We start from the raw sequence: 14,735 nt of genomic DNA, 5'->3' as shown, positions 1-14,735 counted from the left end.
CGGTCGGTCGCCGTTCAGGTCGACACCGCCGGCAGGTCGAGCACCTCGTCGACATCCCGGCGGGGGGTCGGTCGGCCCGGCTGGCCGTAGCCGATCCGCAGCACCATCTGCGGCGTGCCGAACCGCCCCAGCGACAGCCGCAGTTGCTCCCGGGCCGTTGACACCTCGATCGGTTGGGAGAGCATCGACACACCCAGCCCGGCGTCGGTGGCGACGAGCAGCAACCGTTGCAGGGCCTGGCCGGCGATCACCTGGTCCACTGCCGTGTTGCCGGCCGATCCGAGCACTCCGACGAGGGGTTCCGGCTCGAAGTCGCGCCCCGGGGCGCGGTCCCGCCCACCGAAGCCGCGCGCCGGCAGGACGTCCTGCGGCTCGCGTTGCGGACCGGCGGCCCAGGCGGGTACGCCGTCCGGTGCCGGCTCCCGGCGCAACCACCGTTCGGTTTCCGCCCGGTACGCGGGGTCGCGCTCCAGCACCCGGTGTGCGCTGCGGGCGATCTCGCCGAACGCGGAGACCGCGCTCACCCCGATCAGCAACTCCAACCAGCACTGCTCGGCTTGGGCTGCCTCACCGAGGCGCCACCGGACGTCGGCCGGCACCGGGTCCGGCCAGAACGGCAGGCGGTTGCTGAACCGGCGGGGGATGGCCGCGCACAGGCTCTGCTCGGCGGGGGTGGGTCGGCGCGGAAGGTCCGGCACCAGCCGGGCCAGCAGGTCCGGCTCGGCCGGGTCGGGGCGTAGCCGTACCCGGGCCGGGGTCCCGGCCACGGCCAGCGCGATCCGCAGGTTGAACAGCGCCGCGCCGCAGGCGACCCGGACACCCCAGCCGCTGGGGTCGGTCGCCGGCAGCCGGCGGGACCGGTCGGCCAGCACCTCGATGCCGCCGTCGCGCAGCCGCAGCCGCCACGGCTGGGTGTTGTGCAGCGACGGTGCCCGGACCGCGGCCACGGCGGCGACCCTCAGCTGGGCTTCGGTGTAGCCGATGTCCATGGCGGTGCTCCTGTCCCGGCGGGCCGACGGCTGACGGTGCCGCTGTTGGCGTACCCCCACGTTGCCTGGTCGGGGCGGCTGTGGAGCAGGGCCGGACGTCCCGACCGGCCGGGCCCGACCGCCCTCGACCGACGGCCCGAGCGGGTCGGGACTTTCGGCCCGTGCGCTGGGCCGAGGTGCGGCTGTAGAAACGACTGATGATCCGTGTCTTCCTCCTCGACGACCACGAGGTCGTCCGCCGTGGCCTGGCCGACCTGCTGCAGAGCAGCGGTGACATCGAGGTGGTCGGCGAGTCCGGCTCCGCGCAGGAGGCCGCACGCCGGATCCCGGCGTTGCGGCCCGACGTGGCGATCCTGGACGCGCGGCTGCCCGACGGCAACGGCATCGACGTGTGCCGTGACGTCCGGGCCGTCGACTCGTCCATCAAGGGTCTGATCCTCACCTCGTACGAGGACGACGAGGCGCTGTTCGCGGCGATCATGGCGGGGGCCGCCGGGTACGTGCTCAAGCAGATCCGGGGCACCGACCTGGTCGACGCGGTGCGGCGGGTGGCGGCCGGGCAGTCGCTGCTGGACCCGGCGATCACCGCCCGGGTGCTGGAGCGCATCCGGACCGGGGTCGAGCAGCCGCGCGAGCTGAAGTCACTCACCGAGCAGGAGCGGCGGATCCTGGAGTACGTGGCGGAAGGGCTCACCAACCGGGAGATCGCGGCCAAGATGTTCCTGGCGGAAAAGACTGTGAAGAACTACGTGTCGAGCGTGCTTGCCAAACTGGGCCTGGAGCGTCGCACCCAGGCCGCCGTCCTGGCCACCCGGCTGCTCGGCAAGACCCCCTGACCCGAGCCGCGCCGGTCAGTCGCGTAGCGGCACGGACCAGCTCACCTCGGTGCCGTGCGGCTCGACCGGGCGGATGGTGAAGGTGCCGGCGTGACCCTCGGCGCGCTCGCGCAGGTTGACCAGCCCGCCACGGGCGGCGGCCGGGTCGCAGCCCACCCCGTCGTCGGTGACCGTCACGCTCACCCACCCGGCGTCGACGCGTACGGCGACGGCGACCCGGGTGGCCTGGGCGTGGCGGACCGTGTTGGACAGCGCCTCGCGCAGCACCGCTGTGAGATCCGGGCGGATGGCGTCGGGGACGGCGCTGTCCACCGGGCCGGCCACCTCCAGGTGCGGTTTGAAGCCCAACGACTCGGCGGCCAGCTCGACCGCCTCGCGGATCTCGGTGCGCAGCGCGGCGGTCATCGGCGTCCGCAGCTCGAAGATGGTCCGGCGGATGTCGCGGATCGTGGCGTCCAGGTCGTCGACGGCTGCGTTGATCCGCTTGGCGACCTCCGGGCGGCCCATCATCGGCGCGGTGCTCTGGAGTTGCAGGCCGGTGGCGAAGAGCCGCTGGATCACCACGTCGTGCAGGTCGCGGGCGATCCGTTCGCGGTCCTCCAGGACCACCAGCAGCTCCCGTTCCTCCTGACCGCGGGCCCGTTCCATGGCCAGCGCCGCCTGACCGGCGAAACTGCCCAGCATCGCCACGTCGTCCTCGCTGCTGGCGCCGCCGCGATCCGCGCGGTGCGCCACCACCAGCACGCCGTGCAGCGTGTCGGCGGTGGCCAGGGGTGAGATCACCGTGGGCCCGGTGCGCAGCAGCGCCGGCCACGGGGCGGCGTGCGCGAGGTCGTCCACCCGGTCGTGTCGGCCCTCCGCGACCGCCGGGCCGAAACTGGTGTCGGCCGCCGGCAGGACCGTGCCGACCAGCGCGTGGGCCTGCTCGTCGGCACCGTCGACCACCTCGACGGTGAACTGCGCGGCGTCGGCGTCGTAGAGCAGCACCAGCGCCAGTTCGGCCTCGGCGACCTCCCGGGCCCGCCGGGCGACCAGGGCCAACGCGTCGGTACGGCGTACCTCGCCGAGCAGCACCGAGGTGATCTCGGCGGTGGCGGCGAGCCACCGTTCCCGCCGGTGTGCAAGCGCGTAGAGGCGGGCGTTCTCGATGGCCACGCCGGCGGCGGCGGCGAGTGCGACGACGATCTCCTCGTCGTCGTCGGTGAACTGGGCGCCGCCCTGCTTCTCGGCCAGGTAGAGGTTGCCGAACACCTGGTCGCGGATGCGCACCGGCACGCCCAGGAAGCTGTGCATCGGCGGGTGGTTGGCCGGGAAGCCGTAGGAGCGGGGGTGCCGGGTGATGTCCGGCATCCGTAGTGGTCGGGGCTCGTCGATGAGCAGGCCGAGCACGCCCCGCCCGTGGGGCAGGTCGCCGATCTTCGCGTGCTGCTCGGCGGTGATGCCGTGCACGATGAAGTCGTGCAGCAGCCGGTCCGGGCCGAGGATGCCCAGCGCGCCGTAGCGGGCCCCGGCCAGTTCGCAGGCGTGCCCGACGATGCGTTGCAGGGTGCTACGCAGATCGAGGTTGCTGCCGATGCCGACCACCGCGTCGAGCAGGGCCCGCAGCCGCTCCCGGCTGGTGACGACCTCGCCGACCCGGTCCAGCATCTCCTGGAGCAGTTCGTCGAGATGGACCCGGGACAGTGGGCTCAAGCCGAGCGAAGGGGTGCCCGAGAGGTCCTGACGAGGCGGCGGCACGCTGCTGGTCATCGGGGGATGGTAGCCCCGGTGACCTTGTCGGCAGAACCCGTCAGCGCACGGCGGAGGTGTCGACCACCTGCGCGGTGGTCAGCCGCGGCGTGTGCGGGGGCCCCGCCTGCGCCGGGTCCGCGATGCCCAACCGGAGCACCAGGTACGGGAAGCCGATCCCGGCGAGCAGCTGACGCAGGGTCTGCCGGGTGCCCGGCACCTCCACCGCCGCGCTGAGCGGCACCACCGACACGCCGAGCCGGGTGGCGGTGAGCCAGCCGGCGGAGAGCGCCTCGCCCGCGCGCAGCCAACTGTCCGTTTCGTCCTCGTCGCCGTGCAGCATCGCGTACACCGCCGCCTGGTCGTGGCCGGGACCGATGGGCAGGCTGCCGGGGCGGCCGAAGTCGCGGCCCGGCACTGTGGTCTGCGCGGGCTGCCCCGGCAGCACCTCCGCCGGCAGTCCGGTGCCGCCGGAGGCCCGGCCCGTCCAGTACGCCAGTTCGGCGCGCATCTCCGGATCTTCCGCCTCGACGGTGTCGGCCCGCCCGGCCGTGGCGGCCAGCTCCAGCACCTGATCGCGGTCGAGGACCTGTATCCGGCAGCCCTCCGCGGTCACCGCATGGGTGATCTGCTCGATCGCGTCGGTCGGGACCGGCTCGTCGCTGACCGGCCGCCGGTCGGTGTGCCGGACCTGCATGCACTGCACCAGGCGCATGGCGTCCGGGTCGGCCGTGCCGTGGCTGAGGTCGGTCAACCGGGCCAGCAGCTCGCTGTCGCCCGGGTCGGGCAGCCGTTCCACAACGGCACGCCAACCCTGCGCGGCCAGGGCCACCCGGGCGTGGTGCAGGGCGGTGCCACAGCTGATCGCGAGCAGCCGGCCCTCCGGGTCGGAGGCGGCGAGCTGCCGGTCGGCGACCGAGCGCAGTTCCAGCGCATCGGGGAGCACCCGCCAGCGCCACGGCTGGGTGTTGTGCACCGAGGGGGCGTGGCCAGCGGTGGCGGCGGCCTCCGCCAGCGCGGTGGTCAGTTGGCTCTCCTGACTCATGGTCACGACCTTTCCGTCTCTGCCCATCGTGCCGCACGACGCGGTGCCACGCGGGGGGTTGCCGATCCATCCTGTGGCATTCCCGCGCCGCCCGCAGGGGCCGAAGGTCCCGCCCGCACCGGGCTGTTCCGCCCGCACCAGGCTGTGCCATGGCCGCGACGGCCCGCCCTCACCCCCGCCCGGACCGGCCGCCGGGCCACCTGCGTACCGCCCGGCAGGCGGCACAACCCGTCCGCCGGACGAATCGGGCGGTGTGGCGTCGTCACGCGGCTGCGGGCTGCGACGATGCGCAGATGGCAGCGGAGTCGACCGAGTGCGTCGACAAGCAGCCGGCGCGCAGCCGCGTCCGGCGGTGGTGGGCGTGGACGCCCCTGGTCGGGCTCGGTGTCGCGGTACTCGCCGGTGCGGCGCTGCGGGTCGGCGGGCAGCGGGCCGCGGCCGAGGTGATCTGGGCGGCCGTCACGGTGGTCGCGTTGCTGCCCGCCGCGTGGTCGATGCTGCGTTCGTTGTGGCGCCGGCAGTTCGGCGTCGACGTGATCGCCGTGCTGGCGCTGGCCGGCGCGCTCGCGGTCGGGGAGTACCTGGCCGGTGCGGTGATCGCGGTGATGCTGGCGACCGGACGTTCACTGGAGGAGTACGCGCAGCGTCGCGCCACCCGGGACCTGCGGGCTCTGCTGGCCCGGGCCCCGCGTACCGCCCGTCGACGTGGGGCGGACGGCGCGATCGAGGTGGTGCCGTTGGATCGGGTGGAGGCGGCCGACCAACTGCTCGTGGGGCCCGGCGACGTGGTGCCGGTGGACGGGACCGTCGACGAGGCGGCCACGCTGGACGAGTCGGTGGTGACCGGGGAGTCGCAGCTGGTCCAGCGGGCGGCCGGGGAGACGGTGGCCAGCGGCGTGGTGAACGCCGGGGCCGCGTTCGGGATGCGGGCGACGAGGAACGCGGCGCAGAGCACGTACGCGGGCATCGTACGGTTGGCCGAGGAGGCGACAGCGCACAAGGCCCCGATGGTCCGGCTGGCCGACAGGTACGCTGCCGCGTTCGTACCGTTCACGCTGGTCCTGGCCGGGCTGGCGTGGCTGCTCTCCGGTGACGTGGTCCGGGCCGTCGCGGTGCTGGTGGTGGCCACCCCCTGCCCACTGCTGCTGGCCACCCCGATCGCCATCGTCTCCGGGCTGTCCCGGGTGGCCCGGCGTGGTGTGCTGGTCCGCGACGGCGGCTCGCTGGAACTGCTCGGCCGGGCCCGTACCCTGCTGGTGGACAAGACCGGCACGCTCACCGCCGGGCGCCCGCGTGCCGCCGAGACGGTCGTCGCCCCCGGCGGCGACCGCAACGAGGTGCTGCGGCTGGCCGCCTCGGTCGAACAGCTCTCCCCGCACGTGCTGGCCGCCGCGCTGGTCGCGCAGGCCCGGGAACGCGGGCTGGCGCTGGCCGAGCCGACCGACGTGACCGAGGAACCGGGCCGAGGGGTCAGCGGCCGGGTCGACGGCCGGTTGGTCAACGTCGGTCAGTTCACGGGTGAGCTGCCGGAGTGGGCGAACCGGGCGCGGGCCCGCACCGAGCTGGCCGGCTGGTCGGCGGTGTGGGTAAGCGCCGAGGACGAGGTGTTCGGCGCGATCCTGCTGGAGGACCCGGTACGCCCCGACGCCCGCCGGACCGTGCGCCGGCTGCGCGCGGCGGGGCTGCGGCGGATCGTGCTGGTCACCGGTGACCGTCCGGCCACCGCCGCGCAGGTCGCCGCGACCGTCGGCGTGGACGACACGCTCGCCCGCTGCACGCCGCAGGAGAAGGTGGACCGGGTCCGGGCGGAGGCCGACCGGGCGGTGACCGTGATGGTCGGCGACGGGGTCAACGACGCACCGGCGCTGGCCCAGGCCCATGTGGGCGTGGCGATGGGCGCGACCGGGGCGAGCGCCTCGGCGGACATGGCGGACGCGGTGCTCACCGTGGACCGGCTGGACCGGCTCGCGGACGCTGTGGAGATCGCCCGGTACGCCCGCCGGATCGCCGTGCAGAGCGCCGCCGTCGGGATGGGACTGGCCGTGCTGGCGATGCTCGCGGCGGCGGCCGGCCGGCTCCCCCCGGTGGTCGGCGCGTTCCTGCAGGAGGGCATCGACGTGCTTGTCATCCTCAACGCGTTGCGGGCCCTGCGGGGTGGACTACGCCGCCGCGACGTCGCACCGCGTACCCGGGAACTGCTCGCCCGCGCCGCGGCGGAGCACCAGGCGGTACGCGGTGTGCTGGCCGGGCTGCGCGACACCGCCGACCTGGTCGCCACCGACCCGGCCTCGCCGAGGTGCCTACCGGCGGTACGCGAGACGCATCGTCGCCTGACCGAGCAGGTGCTGCCGCACGAGGCGGCCGAGGATCGGCAGCTCTACCCCGCGCTGGCCGAGCCGCTGGGCAGTGGCGAGGCGACCTCCACGATGAGCCGCGCACACGTGGAGATCCGTCGTCAGGTCGACCTGCTCGGCGTCCAACTGGGGCAGACCGACGATGGTCGGCTCCGCCCGGACCAGGTCCCCGACCTGCTGGCGACCCTGTACGGGCTGGACGCCGTGCTCCGCCTGCACCTGGCGCAGGAAGAGGAGGAGTTCTTCACCCTCGACCCGGCCGATCCGGTGCCGGAGCGGCGCTGACGCCGACGGCGCTGACGCCGGGGCGGCGCTCGACGTGGGCGGCGCCCCGGTGCTCCTCAGCGTTCCCGGACGACCGCGACCGGGCAGTTGGCGTGCTGGATCAGTTGCTGGCTGACCGAGCCGAGCAGCATGCCGGTCAGCCCGCCCCGGCCCCGGCTGCCGACCACCACCAGCCGCGCGTCGCGGCTCGCCTCGATCAGCATCGCCGCCGGGCTGCCCGCGACGAGGTCGACGGTGATGTCCAGCTCGGGAAACGTCCGCCGCCATGGTTGCAGCGCCGCCTCGACGGACGCCCGCTCGTCGGGGACCCCGGCCGCCCCGCCGGGACCCGGTGTCCAGGCGTGCAGGACGCGCAACCGTGCCCGCCGTTGCGCGGCCCGTTCGGCAGCGAAACCGAGGGCCACCAGCGCCGCGTCCGAGCCGTCCACGCCGACCGCCACCGGCCCGTCCGGCCCGCCGGTCGTCCCGTCGCGGACCACCACGACCGGGCAGTGTGCGTGCGCCGTCACCGACACCGCCGTCGACCCGGCCAGCAGCCCACCGAAGCCACCGTGGCCCCGGCTGCCGAGCACCAGCAGGCCCGCCTCGGCCGAGCGTTCCTGCAACACCAGGGCCGGCGGCCCGTCGTACACCTGGCCGGTGACTGTCAGCCCGGGGTGGGTGGCGGCGGCGTCCGCCGCGGCCTTGCCGACCAGGTCCTCGACCTGCCGGCGGGCGGTCTCGTCCGGCCAGACCCCGGGCGCCACACCCGGGCCGACCCAGCCGGCCACTGTCAGCCACTCGAAGACGTACGCCAGCCGCACCGGCTGGCCGCTGCGCCGGGCCTCCTCCAGCGCCCAGTCCACCGCCATTGACGCATCGGTGGAACCGTCGTAGCCGACCAGGATCTCCGCGTCGCGCACGTCGTCCTCCTCAGGGGTTCGTCGGGTCGGTCTCGCGGACCCAGCGCCACTCGGCGACCTCGGGGTCGTCCTCGCCGTACCGGCGGGTGTAGTCGCGGGCGGCCTGCCGGGCGTCGACCATCCGCTGCCGCAGGTGCGCGGCGCGGGCGGCCAACCCGGGCACCCGGTCGATGACGTCGATGACCAGGTGGAAGCGGTCCAGGTCGTTGAGCATCACCATGTCGAACGGGGTGGTGGTGGTGCCCTCCTCCTTGTAGCCGCGCACGTGCAGGTTCTCGTGGTTCGTGCGGCGGTAGGTGAGGCGGTGGATCAGCCACGGATAGCCGTGGTACGCGAAGATGATCGGCCGGTCCTCGGTGAAGATGGTGTCGAACTCGTTGTCGGTAAGGCCGTGCGGGTGCTCGGTGTCCGGCTGGAGTCGCATCAGGTCGACCACGTTGACAAGTCGCACCCGCAGGTCCGGGAGGTGCTGGCGGAGCAGCTCGACGGCGGCCAACGTCTCCAGGGTGGGCACGTCCCCGCAGCAGGCGAGCACCACGTCCGGTTCGATGCCGCCGTCGTTGCTGGCCCACTCCCAGATGCCCAGGCCGCGTCGGGTGTGCTGGATGGCCTCGGTCATCGTCAGCCAGTTCGGTGCCGGCTGCTTACCGGCCACCACCACGTTTATGTAGTGCCGGCTGCGCAGGCAGTGGTCCATCGTGGCGAGCAGGGTGTTGGCGTCCGGCGGCAGGTAGACCCGCACCACCTCGGCCTTCTTGTTGACCACGTGGTCGATGAAGCCGGGGTCCTGGTGGGAGAAGCCGTTGTGGTCCTGCCGCCAGACGTGACTGGACAGCAGGTAGTTCAGCGAGGCGAGCGGCTGCCGCCAGGGGATGGCCCGGGTCACCTTCAGCCACTTGGCGTGCTGGTTGAGCATCGAGTCGACGATGTGGATGAACGCCTCGTAGCTGGTGAAGACCCCGTGCCGGCCGGTCAGCAGGTAGCCCTCCAGCCAGCCCTGGCACAGGTGCTCGGAGAGCACCTCCATGACCCGGCCGTCGGGGGAGAGGTGGTCGTCGCCGGCAACGGTGGCGGCGACCCACGCCCGGTCGGTCACCTCGAACGCCGCGCCCAGCCGGTTGGAGGCGACCTCGTCCGGGCCGAACAGCCGGAAGGTCTCCGGGTTGGCGCTTATGACGTCGCGGATCCACGGGCCGAGCACCCCTGTCGCGCCGGCCATCAGCTGGCCCGGTTCGGGGACGTCCACGCCGTAGTCGCGGAAGTCGGGCAGGGTCAGGTCGCGCAGCACCACACCACCGTTGGTGACCGGGTTGGCGCTCATCCGCCGATCTCCGTGCGGCGGCAGCGTGCGCAGCTCGTCCACCGGCGCGCCGGTGGCGTCGAACAGCTCCTCGGGCCGGTAGCTGCGCAGCCACCGCTCCAACTCGGCAAGGTGGGCCGGGTTGTCGCGGACCCCGGACAGCGGCACCTGGTGGGCGCGGTAGGTGCCCTCCACCTGGACGCCGTCCACCTCGTCCGGGCCGGTCCACCCCTTCGGCGTACGCAGGATGATCATCGGCCAGCGCGGACGGTCGACGACGCCACCGGAGCGGGCCCGCCGCTGGATCTCGGCGATCTCGTCCAGCGCCCGGTCCATCGTCGCGGCGAGCGTGCGGTGCACCACGGCCGGGTCGTCACCGGCCACCACGTACGGCTGGTAGCCCGACCCGCGCATCAGTTCGAGCAGGTCGGCCTCGGGGATCCGGGACAGCACTGTCGGGTTGGCGATCTTGTAGCCGTTGAGGTGCAGGATGGGCAGCACCGCGCCGTCCCGCGCCGGGTTGAGGAACACGTTGGAGAGCCAGCTGCCGGCCAGCGGGCCGGTCTCCGCCTCGCCGTCACCGATCACGCAGGCCACCACCAGGTCCGGGTGGTCGAACGCCGCGCCGTAGGCGTGGCTCAACGCGTACCCCAGCTCACCGCCCTCGTGGATCGAACCCGGCACGTCCGCCGCCACATGGCTGGGGATGCCGCCGGGGAAGGAGAACTGGCGGAACAGCCTGGCCATCCCCGCCTCGTCGCGCGCCACGTCGTGGTAGCGCTCCGACCAGGTGCCCTCCAACCAGGTGTTGGCCACGATGGCCGGGCCGCCGTGCCCGGGGCCGGTGACCAGCATGGCGTTGAGGTCCCGCGTCACGATCACCCGGTTGAGGTGGGCGTAGATCAGGTTGAGCCCGGGGCTGGTGCCCCAGTGCCCGAGCAGCCGGGGCTTGATGTCGTCGACCGTCAACGGCTCCCGTAGCAGCGGGTTGCCCAGCAGGTAGATCTGCCCGACGGTGAGATAGTTCGCGGCGCGCCAGTAGGCGTCCAGCCGACGCAGTTCGTCTTCGGTCAGAGGGCTGTGCAGGTCAACAGCGGAATCCATGCTGCGTAAGCCTCTCGCGAAATCGGGGACGTCGCATCCGGTGTCCCGGGTTTTCCCGGCCACGTCCAGCTTCGTCGCCGTCGAGAGGATGGGGCAGGGCCGTTGGTCCCCACTGGCGCGGATGCATGCCGCCACCTCTTCCCTGACCGAGGGTAGTCGCGTCGGTCTGTCGACGGGGTCGGATCGGCGGTGCGTGAAGGTCGCCGGGCAACGTGTTCCGCTCCGGGCGTACCCGTCGGTGGGCCCCCGGCTAGCACTGGGCGGCGTGGCTGGGCTGGGGGGACCGACGGCTGTAATCGATTCGAGACTTGTAGATCTATGAGTTTCGCACGAAGATCATAGACCTGAAGAACCGACGACAGACAACTGACGACAGACCACCGACGGTGTACGTCGAGGCGAGCGTCGGATCCCCTACTCGTCCCAGGTCAGGCAGCGGGTGGGCATGAAGGTCCGGCGCGATGCTTTGTCGGAGCTGACTTCCTGATTCCACCCTCCGCGCCGTGATCGGACAGAGAGAAGTCTTCCATGTCTCACTCCCATAGTCGATCATGGGTGCACAGAAGTAGGCGGCATGGCATCCGTCTCACGGCGTTCGTCCTTGCGTTGGTGCTGGTTGTGGCCGGCTCCACCAATATTGGCGTGACCCAAGCGGCCGCCGCCCCGGCGGATGCCGCGTGCTCCGTGCACGGCTCATCCTTCGACGTCAGGCCGGTCGAGGCGGAGAGCGTGGGGCTGCGCGTGGGCTGCGCGCGCGACTCCGGGCAATTCCGGCAGTTGGCGAACGATGACGAAGATGTCGTGGCGATCCTGGACTTCAATCCCGTGCAGCGCCCTGAGCAATTTCAGGAGCTACTGCTGCAAAGGGTCGCGATCTTTCATCGCGACCAGACCGAAGCAAGGCTTCTCCTCAGCGAGTCTTTCGCGCGCCAAGCCCAAGAAAATGCTGCAGGCTATTACCCACCGCGGATCGACATCAAGTTCGGCGGAAGCATCCAGGCTCTCGGCAACAGCCTGGTGATCGTGGTGCCCAAGGTGGACATCGGCGCTGCGGGCTTCTGGGACGGCTTCTGGAAGGGGCTGGTGGTCGGTCTCGCCAGTGTGGGGTCATCGCTCCTGGTCGGTGCCATTTGCATGGCCGTCTTCAGCCCCGGGGCTGTCGCCGCTGCACCGGTCTGCGGTGCTATCTCTGGAGCCCTGGGCTCAGCCGTGGGCGAGTTGACGAGCGCCCGGTTGGACGGGAATCCGATTGACGCCGACGTCTGGGGCAAAGCGGCGGGCAACGCGGTGTGGGGCGCTCTCGGTGGCGCTGTCGGCGGGGCGGCCTTGCAAGTCCTCTCCTCGAGCACGCGACCTTTCATAGCGGAGGGTCAGAAGCTGTTGCGCAATTTCGCGACTAAATTCCGTTTCTGGGAGACTCCTCTTAATTACGTAGCCAGCCTGCTCACCGGGGATACTGCCGACATCATTTACAACACGATCCTGCGCTTGAAGCGGGGCGTCGGGTCAACGATAGAAGGACCGGTCGGGGCGCTCAGGGTCATGGTTGTGGGCGATTCGATGTCCCAGGGTGCCGAGGGTGACTGGACTTGGCGCTACCGGCTGTGGGAGTGGTTCAAAGGTCAGAATGTCGCTGTCGACTTCGTCGGTCCCTACTTCGGCACCAACCCCCCTGGAGAAGCAACCGGCCCGGTCCCGCCGCGTTTGCAAGGGGCTCCTGCCCCCTGGGAGGGAATGCCCCGCACCTGGGGTGCGTACGCCGCGGGTGCGTCGGCCTTCGACCCTGACCACTTCGCGGTCTGGGGCCGTCAGGCGGCCCAGGTCAAGAATGAAATCTATGCGCAGGTAGCGGAGCACAAGCCCGACCTGCTCCTGGTGGGGCTTGGGTTCAACGACCTGGGCTGGTTCGTCGACGGCCCCGACGGGACCATCGCCAGCATGAGGACGCTGGTGAGCGAGGCCCGTGCCGCCAACCCCAACATCAAGTTGGCCCTGGCCAACATCCCTCAGCGCACCCGGCTCGGTGTCAACCCGAACCTGCCAGCCAACACCGATCGCTACAACACGCTGCTGGCCACCTCGATCCCGTCGTGGAGCACCAGCCAGTCCCCTGTGGCGTTGGTCGACTGGCGCGCGAACTACGCCTGCGGGCCCGACAGCTGTCCGGACGGCTACGACGGGCTGCACCCCAACGCCCGTGGCGAGTACAAGATCGCCCAGGCGTTCGAACGCACGCTCGTCAACAACTTCCGCATCGGGACCAGCGTGCCAGCCATCCCCAACACCATTGCAGCGCGGCCCACTCCCGTGCCGAGAAACGTCGTCGTCGAGCCCGGCCCCCAGGGCCTCAAGGTGACGTGGGATGCGGTCTTCGGTGCCCACGGATACACCGTCCGGTCCCGTCTTGTCGGCTCCGCGAACTGGAGCGAGTCCAGGGCGGCGGCCAACCGCCACGACACGCTCTCTGTCGATGGCCTGAAGTGGGAATACCAGGTCCGCACCGACAACGGCGACACCGATGACCAGAAATCCGCTTGGACGTCCCCGACGGCGCCCATGGTGGCGAACTCGACGGCTCCTCCGGGCCCGTACCCGATCGTCACCCGGGCCACCAGCACCGGCTTCGACATCACCTGGGGTGAAACCGTCGGGACGGTCGAACGTTACGGGGTCATCTACTGGGACCAGGACGAACCGGGCGCATTCCTCAGCTCCGTCGGAATCAGGGGTCACGCAGCCCATATCGACGGTCTGAAAGTCGGCCACCGTTATCTCGTCTGGGTATCGAGTTGGGACACCAGCGGCGGTGGAGGGGTGCCGAATCCCGGCCGCCCCGTCCTGGTCGGCGGCGGAACCCCCGCAGCGCCGAGCGGCCTGAAGGCCAATGCCCTCGACGCCTCAAGCGTCTACCTCAGCTGGAACAAATCCGCCGGCGCGGCCGGCTATCGCGTCTGGGTTCGCAACCTCATCGATGGCAGCGAGATGACAGCCAGTGATCAAACCATCATGGAAACGACCTGGGGTGTCGGGTTCCTGGTCTACGGTGCCTTGAACTACGAATTCTGCGTCACCGCCGTCAACGGTGCGTTGGAAAGCGGGATGTCCAACTGCGTGAAGCCCGTGGGATCGTCCTGACCGTCGTGCTGTGGCGCGGTCTTGTGACCGCGCCACGGCCACGCGGCTACGGAATCGTTCACCCCCGGTCAGCTCTAGCGCCGTCGTGGCCGGCGGCGCCCCGGGTCACGGCCGTTGGTTCGGTGCCGGGCGCGCGTCGGTCCCGGTCAGCGGCTTCCCGGCCAGGCCGCGGACGACGACCACCGGGGCGGGGGAGTGGTAGAGCAGGGACTGGGCGACCGCGCCCAGCATCGCGCGGCCCGGTTCGTCGCCACGGGCGGCGACCAGCGCCACCTGTGCCGAGCGGGACATGTCGATCAGCACATCGGCCGGATCGCCCCGGACGACGCGGCACTCGGTGGGCACCGAGCCGTGGAGATCGGTGTGCCGGGCCAGCGCCTCGCTGAGCTGCTCGGCGACCGCGTCGGTGTCCTCGTCGTACTCCACCACGCGCAGGGCCAGTAGTCGGGCGTCCCTGCGGGCCGCGCACGCCAGAGCCCATTGCAGCGCGAGGTGCGAGCTGGGCGAGCCGTCCACCCCGACCAGTACCGGGCCCTGCGGGGGCGGCTCGCGGCGGACCACCAGCAGCGGGCAACCGGCCCGTGCGGCCAACTGCACGGCGGGTGTCTCGGCGGGGACGCACTGACCGCTGCCGGCCATCCCGCTGTCGCCGACGGCCAGCAGGAACGCCGTCTCCGACCGGCGGATGAGGGTGGCCAGCATGGCGCTTTCGACGATCTCGCCGCCCACTGTCAGTCCGGGTTCGGTCTGGTGGGCGAGTTGGGCGGCCCGGCTGAGCAGCTGTTCGGCCCGGTCACGGGGGGCAGCGACGGTGTCGGCGGTGAACGCCGCGTGCCAGTCGAAGGTGTGCAGCAGGTGCAGGGCACGGCCGTGCCCGGCGGCTTCCTGCGCGGCCTGTGCGACCACCGGGAGGTCGAGATCCGAGCCGAGGCCGACAAGCACCGCTGCGTCGGCGGGTGCGGCCATCGATATCACCTCCCGGGCGTCGCGCCCGGCACGACCACGCTGTCTCTGACCGAGGGTAGTCGGATGGTCACGGCCGTGGGCCGATTGTGGG

General features: G+C 71.8%; 9 protein-coding genes. 3 read left to right on the top strand and 6 right to left on the bottom strand.

The genetic code is table 11. The features are described from left to right. Positions 1-14 precede the first annotated feature (14 nt). Positions 15-989 (bottom strand): nitroreductase, encoded by a 975-nt coding sequence (locus tag AB0B86_RS09400; RefSeq protein WP_357417129.1) that lies wholly within the window; start codon positions 987-989, stop codon positions 15-17. 197 nt (positions 990-1,186) lie between these two features. On the opposite strand from AB0B86_RS09400, the gene AB0B86_RS09395 reads away from it, so the two are divergent. Then, entirely contained in the window at positions 1,187-1,825 is a 639-nt protein-coding gene (locus tag AB0B86_RS09395; protein ID WP_357407950.1) for a response regulator transcription factor, read from the top strand. Positions 1,826-1,840: 15 nt separating this feature from the next. Here the strand turns inward: AB0B86_RS09395 and AB0B86_RS09390 are convergent, their stop codons facing one another. Both AB0B86_RS09390 and AB0B86_RS09385 read right to left on the bottom strand, forming a co-directional pair. After that, positions 1,841-3,574, bottom strand: coding sequence for a GAF domain-containing sensor histidine kinase (locus AB0B86_RS09390; protein ID WP_357417126.1), 1,734 nt, complete (start codon positions 3,572-3,574; stop codon positions 1,841-1,843). A gap of 40 nt (positions 3,575-3,614) precedes the next feature. Next, a complete protein-coding gene (locus tag AB0B86_RS09385) occupies positions 3,615-4,625 on the bottom strand; it encodes a nitroreductase (protein WP_357417124.1) in 1,011 nt (336 codons plus the stop codon). Between the two features lie 266 nt (positions 4,626-4,891). On the opposite strand from AB0B86_RS09385, the gene AB0B86_RS09380 reads away from it, so the two are divergent. After that, a complete protein-coding gene (locus AB0B86_RS09380) occupies positions 4,892-7,237 on the top strand; it encodes a heavy metal translocating P-type ATPase (protein ID WP_357417122.1) in 2,346 nt (781 codons plus the stop codon). Positions 7,238-7,293: 56 nt separating this feature from the next. On the opposite strand, the gene AB0B86_RS09375 is transcribed toward AB0B86_RS09380, so the two are convergent. Beyond that, positions 7,294-8,139, bottom strand: a complete 846-nt coding sequence (locus AB0B86_RS09375) for a universal stress protein (RefSeq protein ID WP_357407942.1) — start codon at positions 8,137-8,139, stop codon at positions 7,294-7,296. Positions 8,140-8,149: 10 nt separating this feature from the next. Continuing rightward, entirely contained in the window at positions 8,150-10,543 is a 2,394-nt protein-coding gene (locus AB0B86_RS09370) for a phosphoketolase family protein (protein WP_357417119.1), read from the bottom strand. 618 nt (positions 10,544-11,161) lie between these two features. On the opposite strand from AB0B86_RS09370, the gene AB0B86_RS09365 reads away from it, so the two are divergent. Beyond that, a complete protein-coding gene (locus AB0B86_RS09365) occupies positions 11,162-13,678 on the top strand; it encodes a GDSL-type esterase/lipase family protein (protein WP_357417117.1) in 2,517 nt (838 codons plus the stop codon). Between the two features lie 105 nt (positions 13,679-13,783). Here AB0B86_RS09365 and AB0B86_RS09360 read toward each other — a convergent pair whose 3' ends face one another. Continuing rightward, positions 13,784-14,644 (bottom strand): universal stress protein, encoded by an 861-nt coding sequence (locus AB0B86_RS09360; RefSeq protein WP_357407936.1) that lies wholly within the window; start codon positions 14,642-14,644, stop codon positions 13,784-13,786. Between the last annotated feature and the right edge of the window lie 91 nt (positions 14,645-14,735).

The sequence above is a fragment of the Micromonospora sp. NPDC049047 genome (genome assembly GCF_040649135.1).
Taxonomy (GTDB): Bacteria; Actinomycetota; Actinomycetes; order Mycobacteriales; family Micromonosporaceae; genus Micromonospora.
Note: the sequence above shows the minus strand (reverse complement) of the source record. Positions and strands in the feature narration are given on the sequence as shown.

Excerpts from the sequence above, each read along its gene's own strand:
- AB0B86_RS09400 (WP_357417129.1), bottom strand. The coding sequence starts at position 989 with ATGGACATCGGCTACACCGAAGCCCAGCTGAGGGTCGCCGCCGTGGCC.
- AB0B86_RS09395 (WP_357407950.1), top strand. The coding sequence starts at position 1,187 with ATGATCCGTGTCTTCCTCCTCGACGACCACGAGGTCGTCCGCCGTGGC.
- AB0B86_RS09390 (WP_357417126.1), bottom strand. The coding sequence starts at position 3,574 with ATGACCAGCAGCGTGCCGCCGCCTCGTCAGGACCTCTCGGGCACCCCT.
- AB0B86_RS09385 (WP_357417124.1), bottom strand. The coding sequence starts at position 4,625 with ATGGGCAGAGACGGAAAGGTCGTGACCATGAGTCAGGAGAGCCAACTG.
- AB0B86_RS09380 (WP_357417122.1), top strand. The coding sequence starts at position 4,892 with ATGGCAGCGGAGTCGACCGAGTGCGTCGACAAGCAGCCGGCGCGCAGC.
- AB0B86_RS09370 (WP_357417119.1), bottom strand. The coding sequence starts at position 10,543 with ATGGATTCCGCTGTTGACCTGCACAGCCCTCTGACCGAAGACGAACTG.
- AB0B86_RS09360 (WP_357407936.1), bottom strand. The coding sequence starts at position 14,644 with ATGGCCGCACCCGCCGACGCAGCGGTGCTTGTCGGCCTCGGCTCGGAT.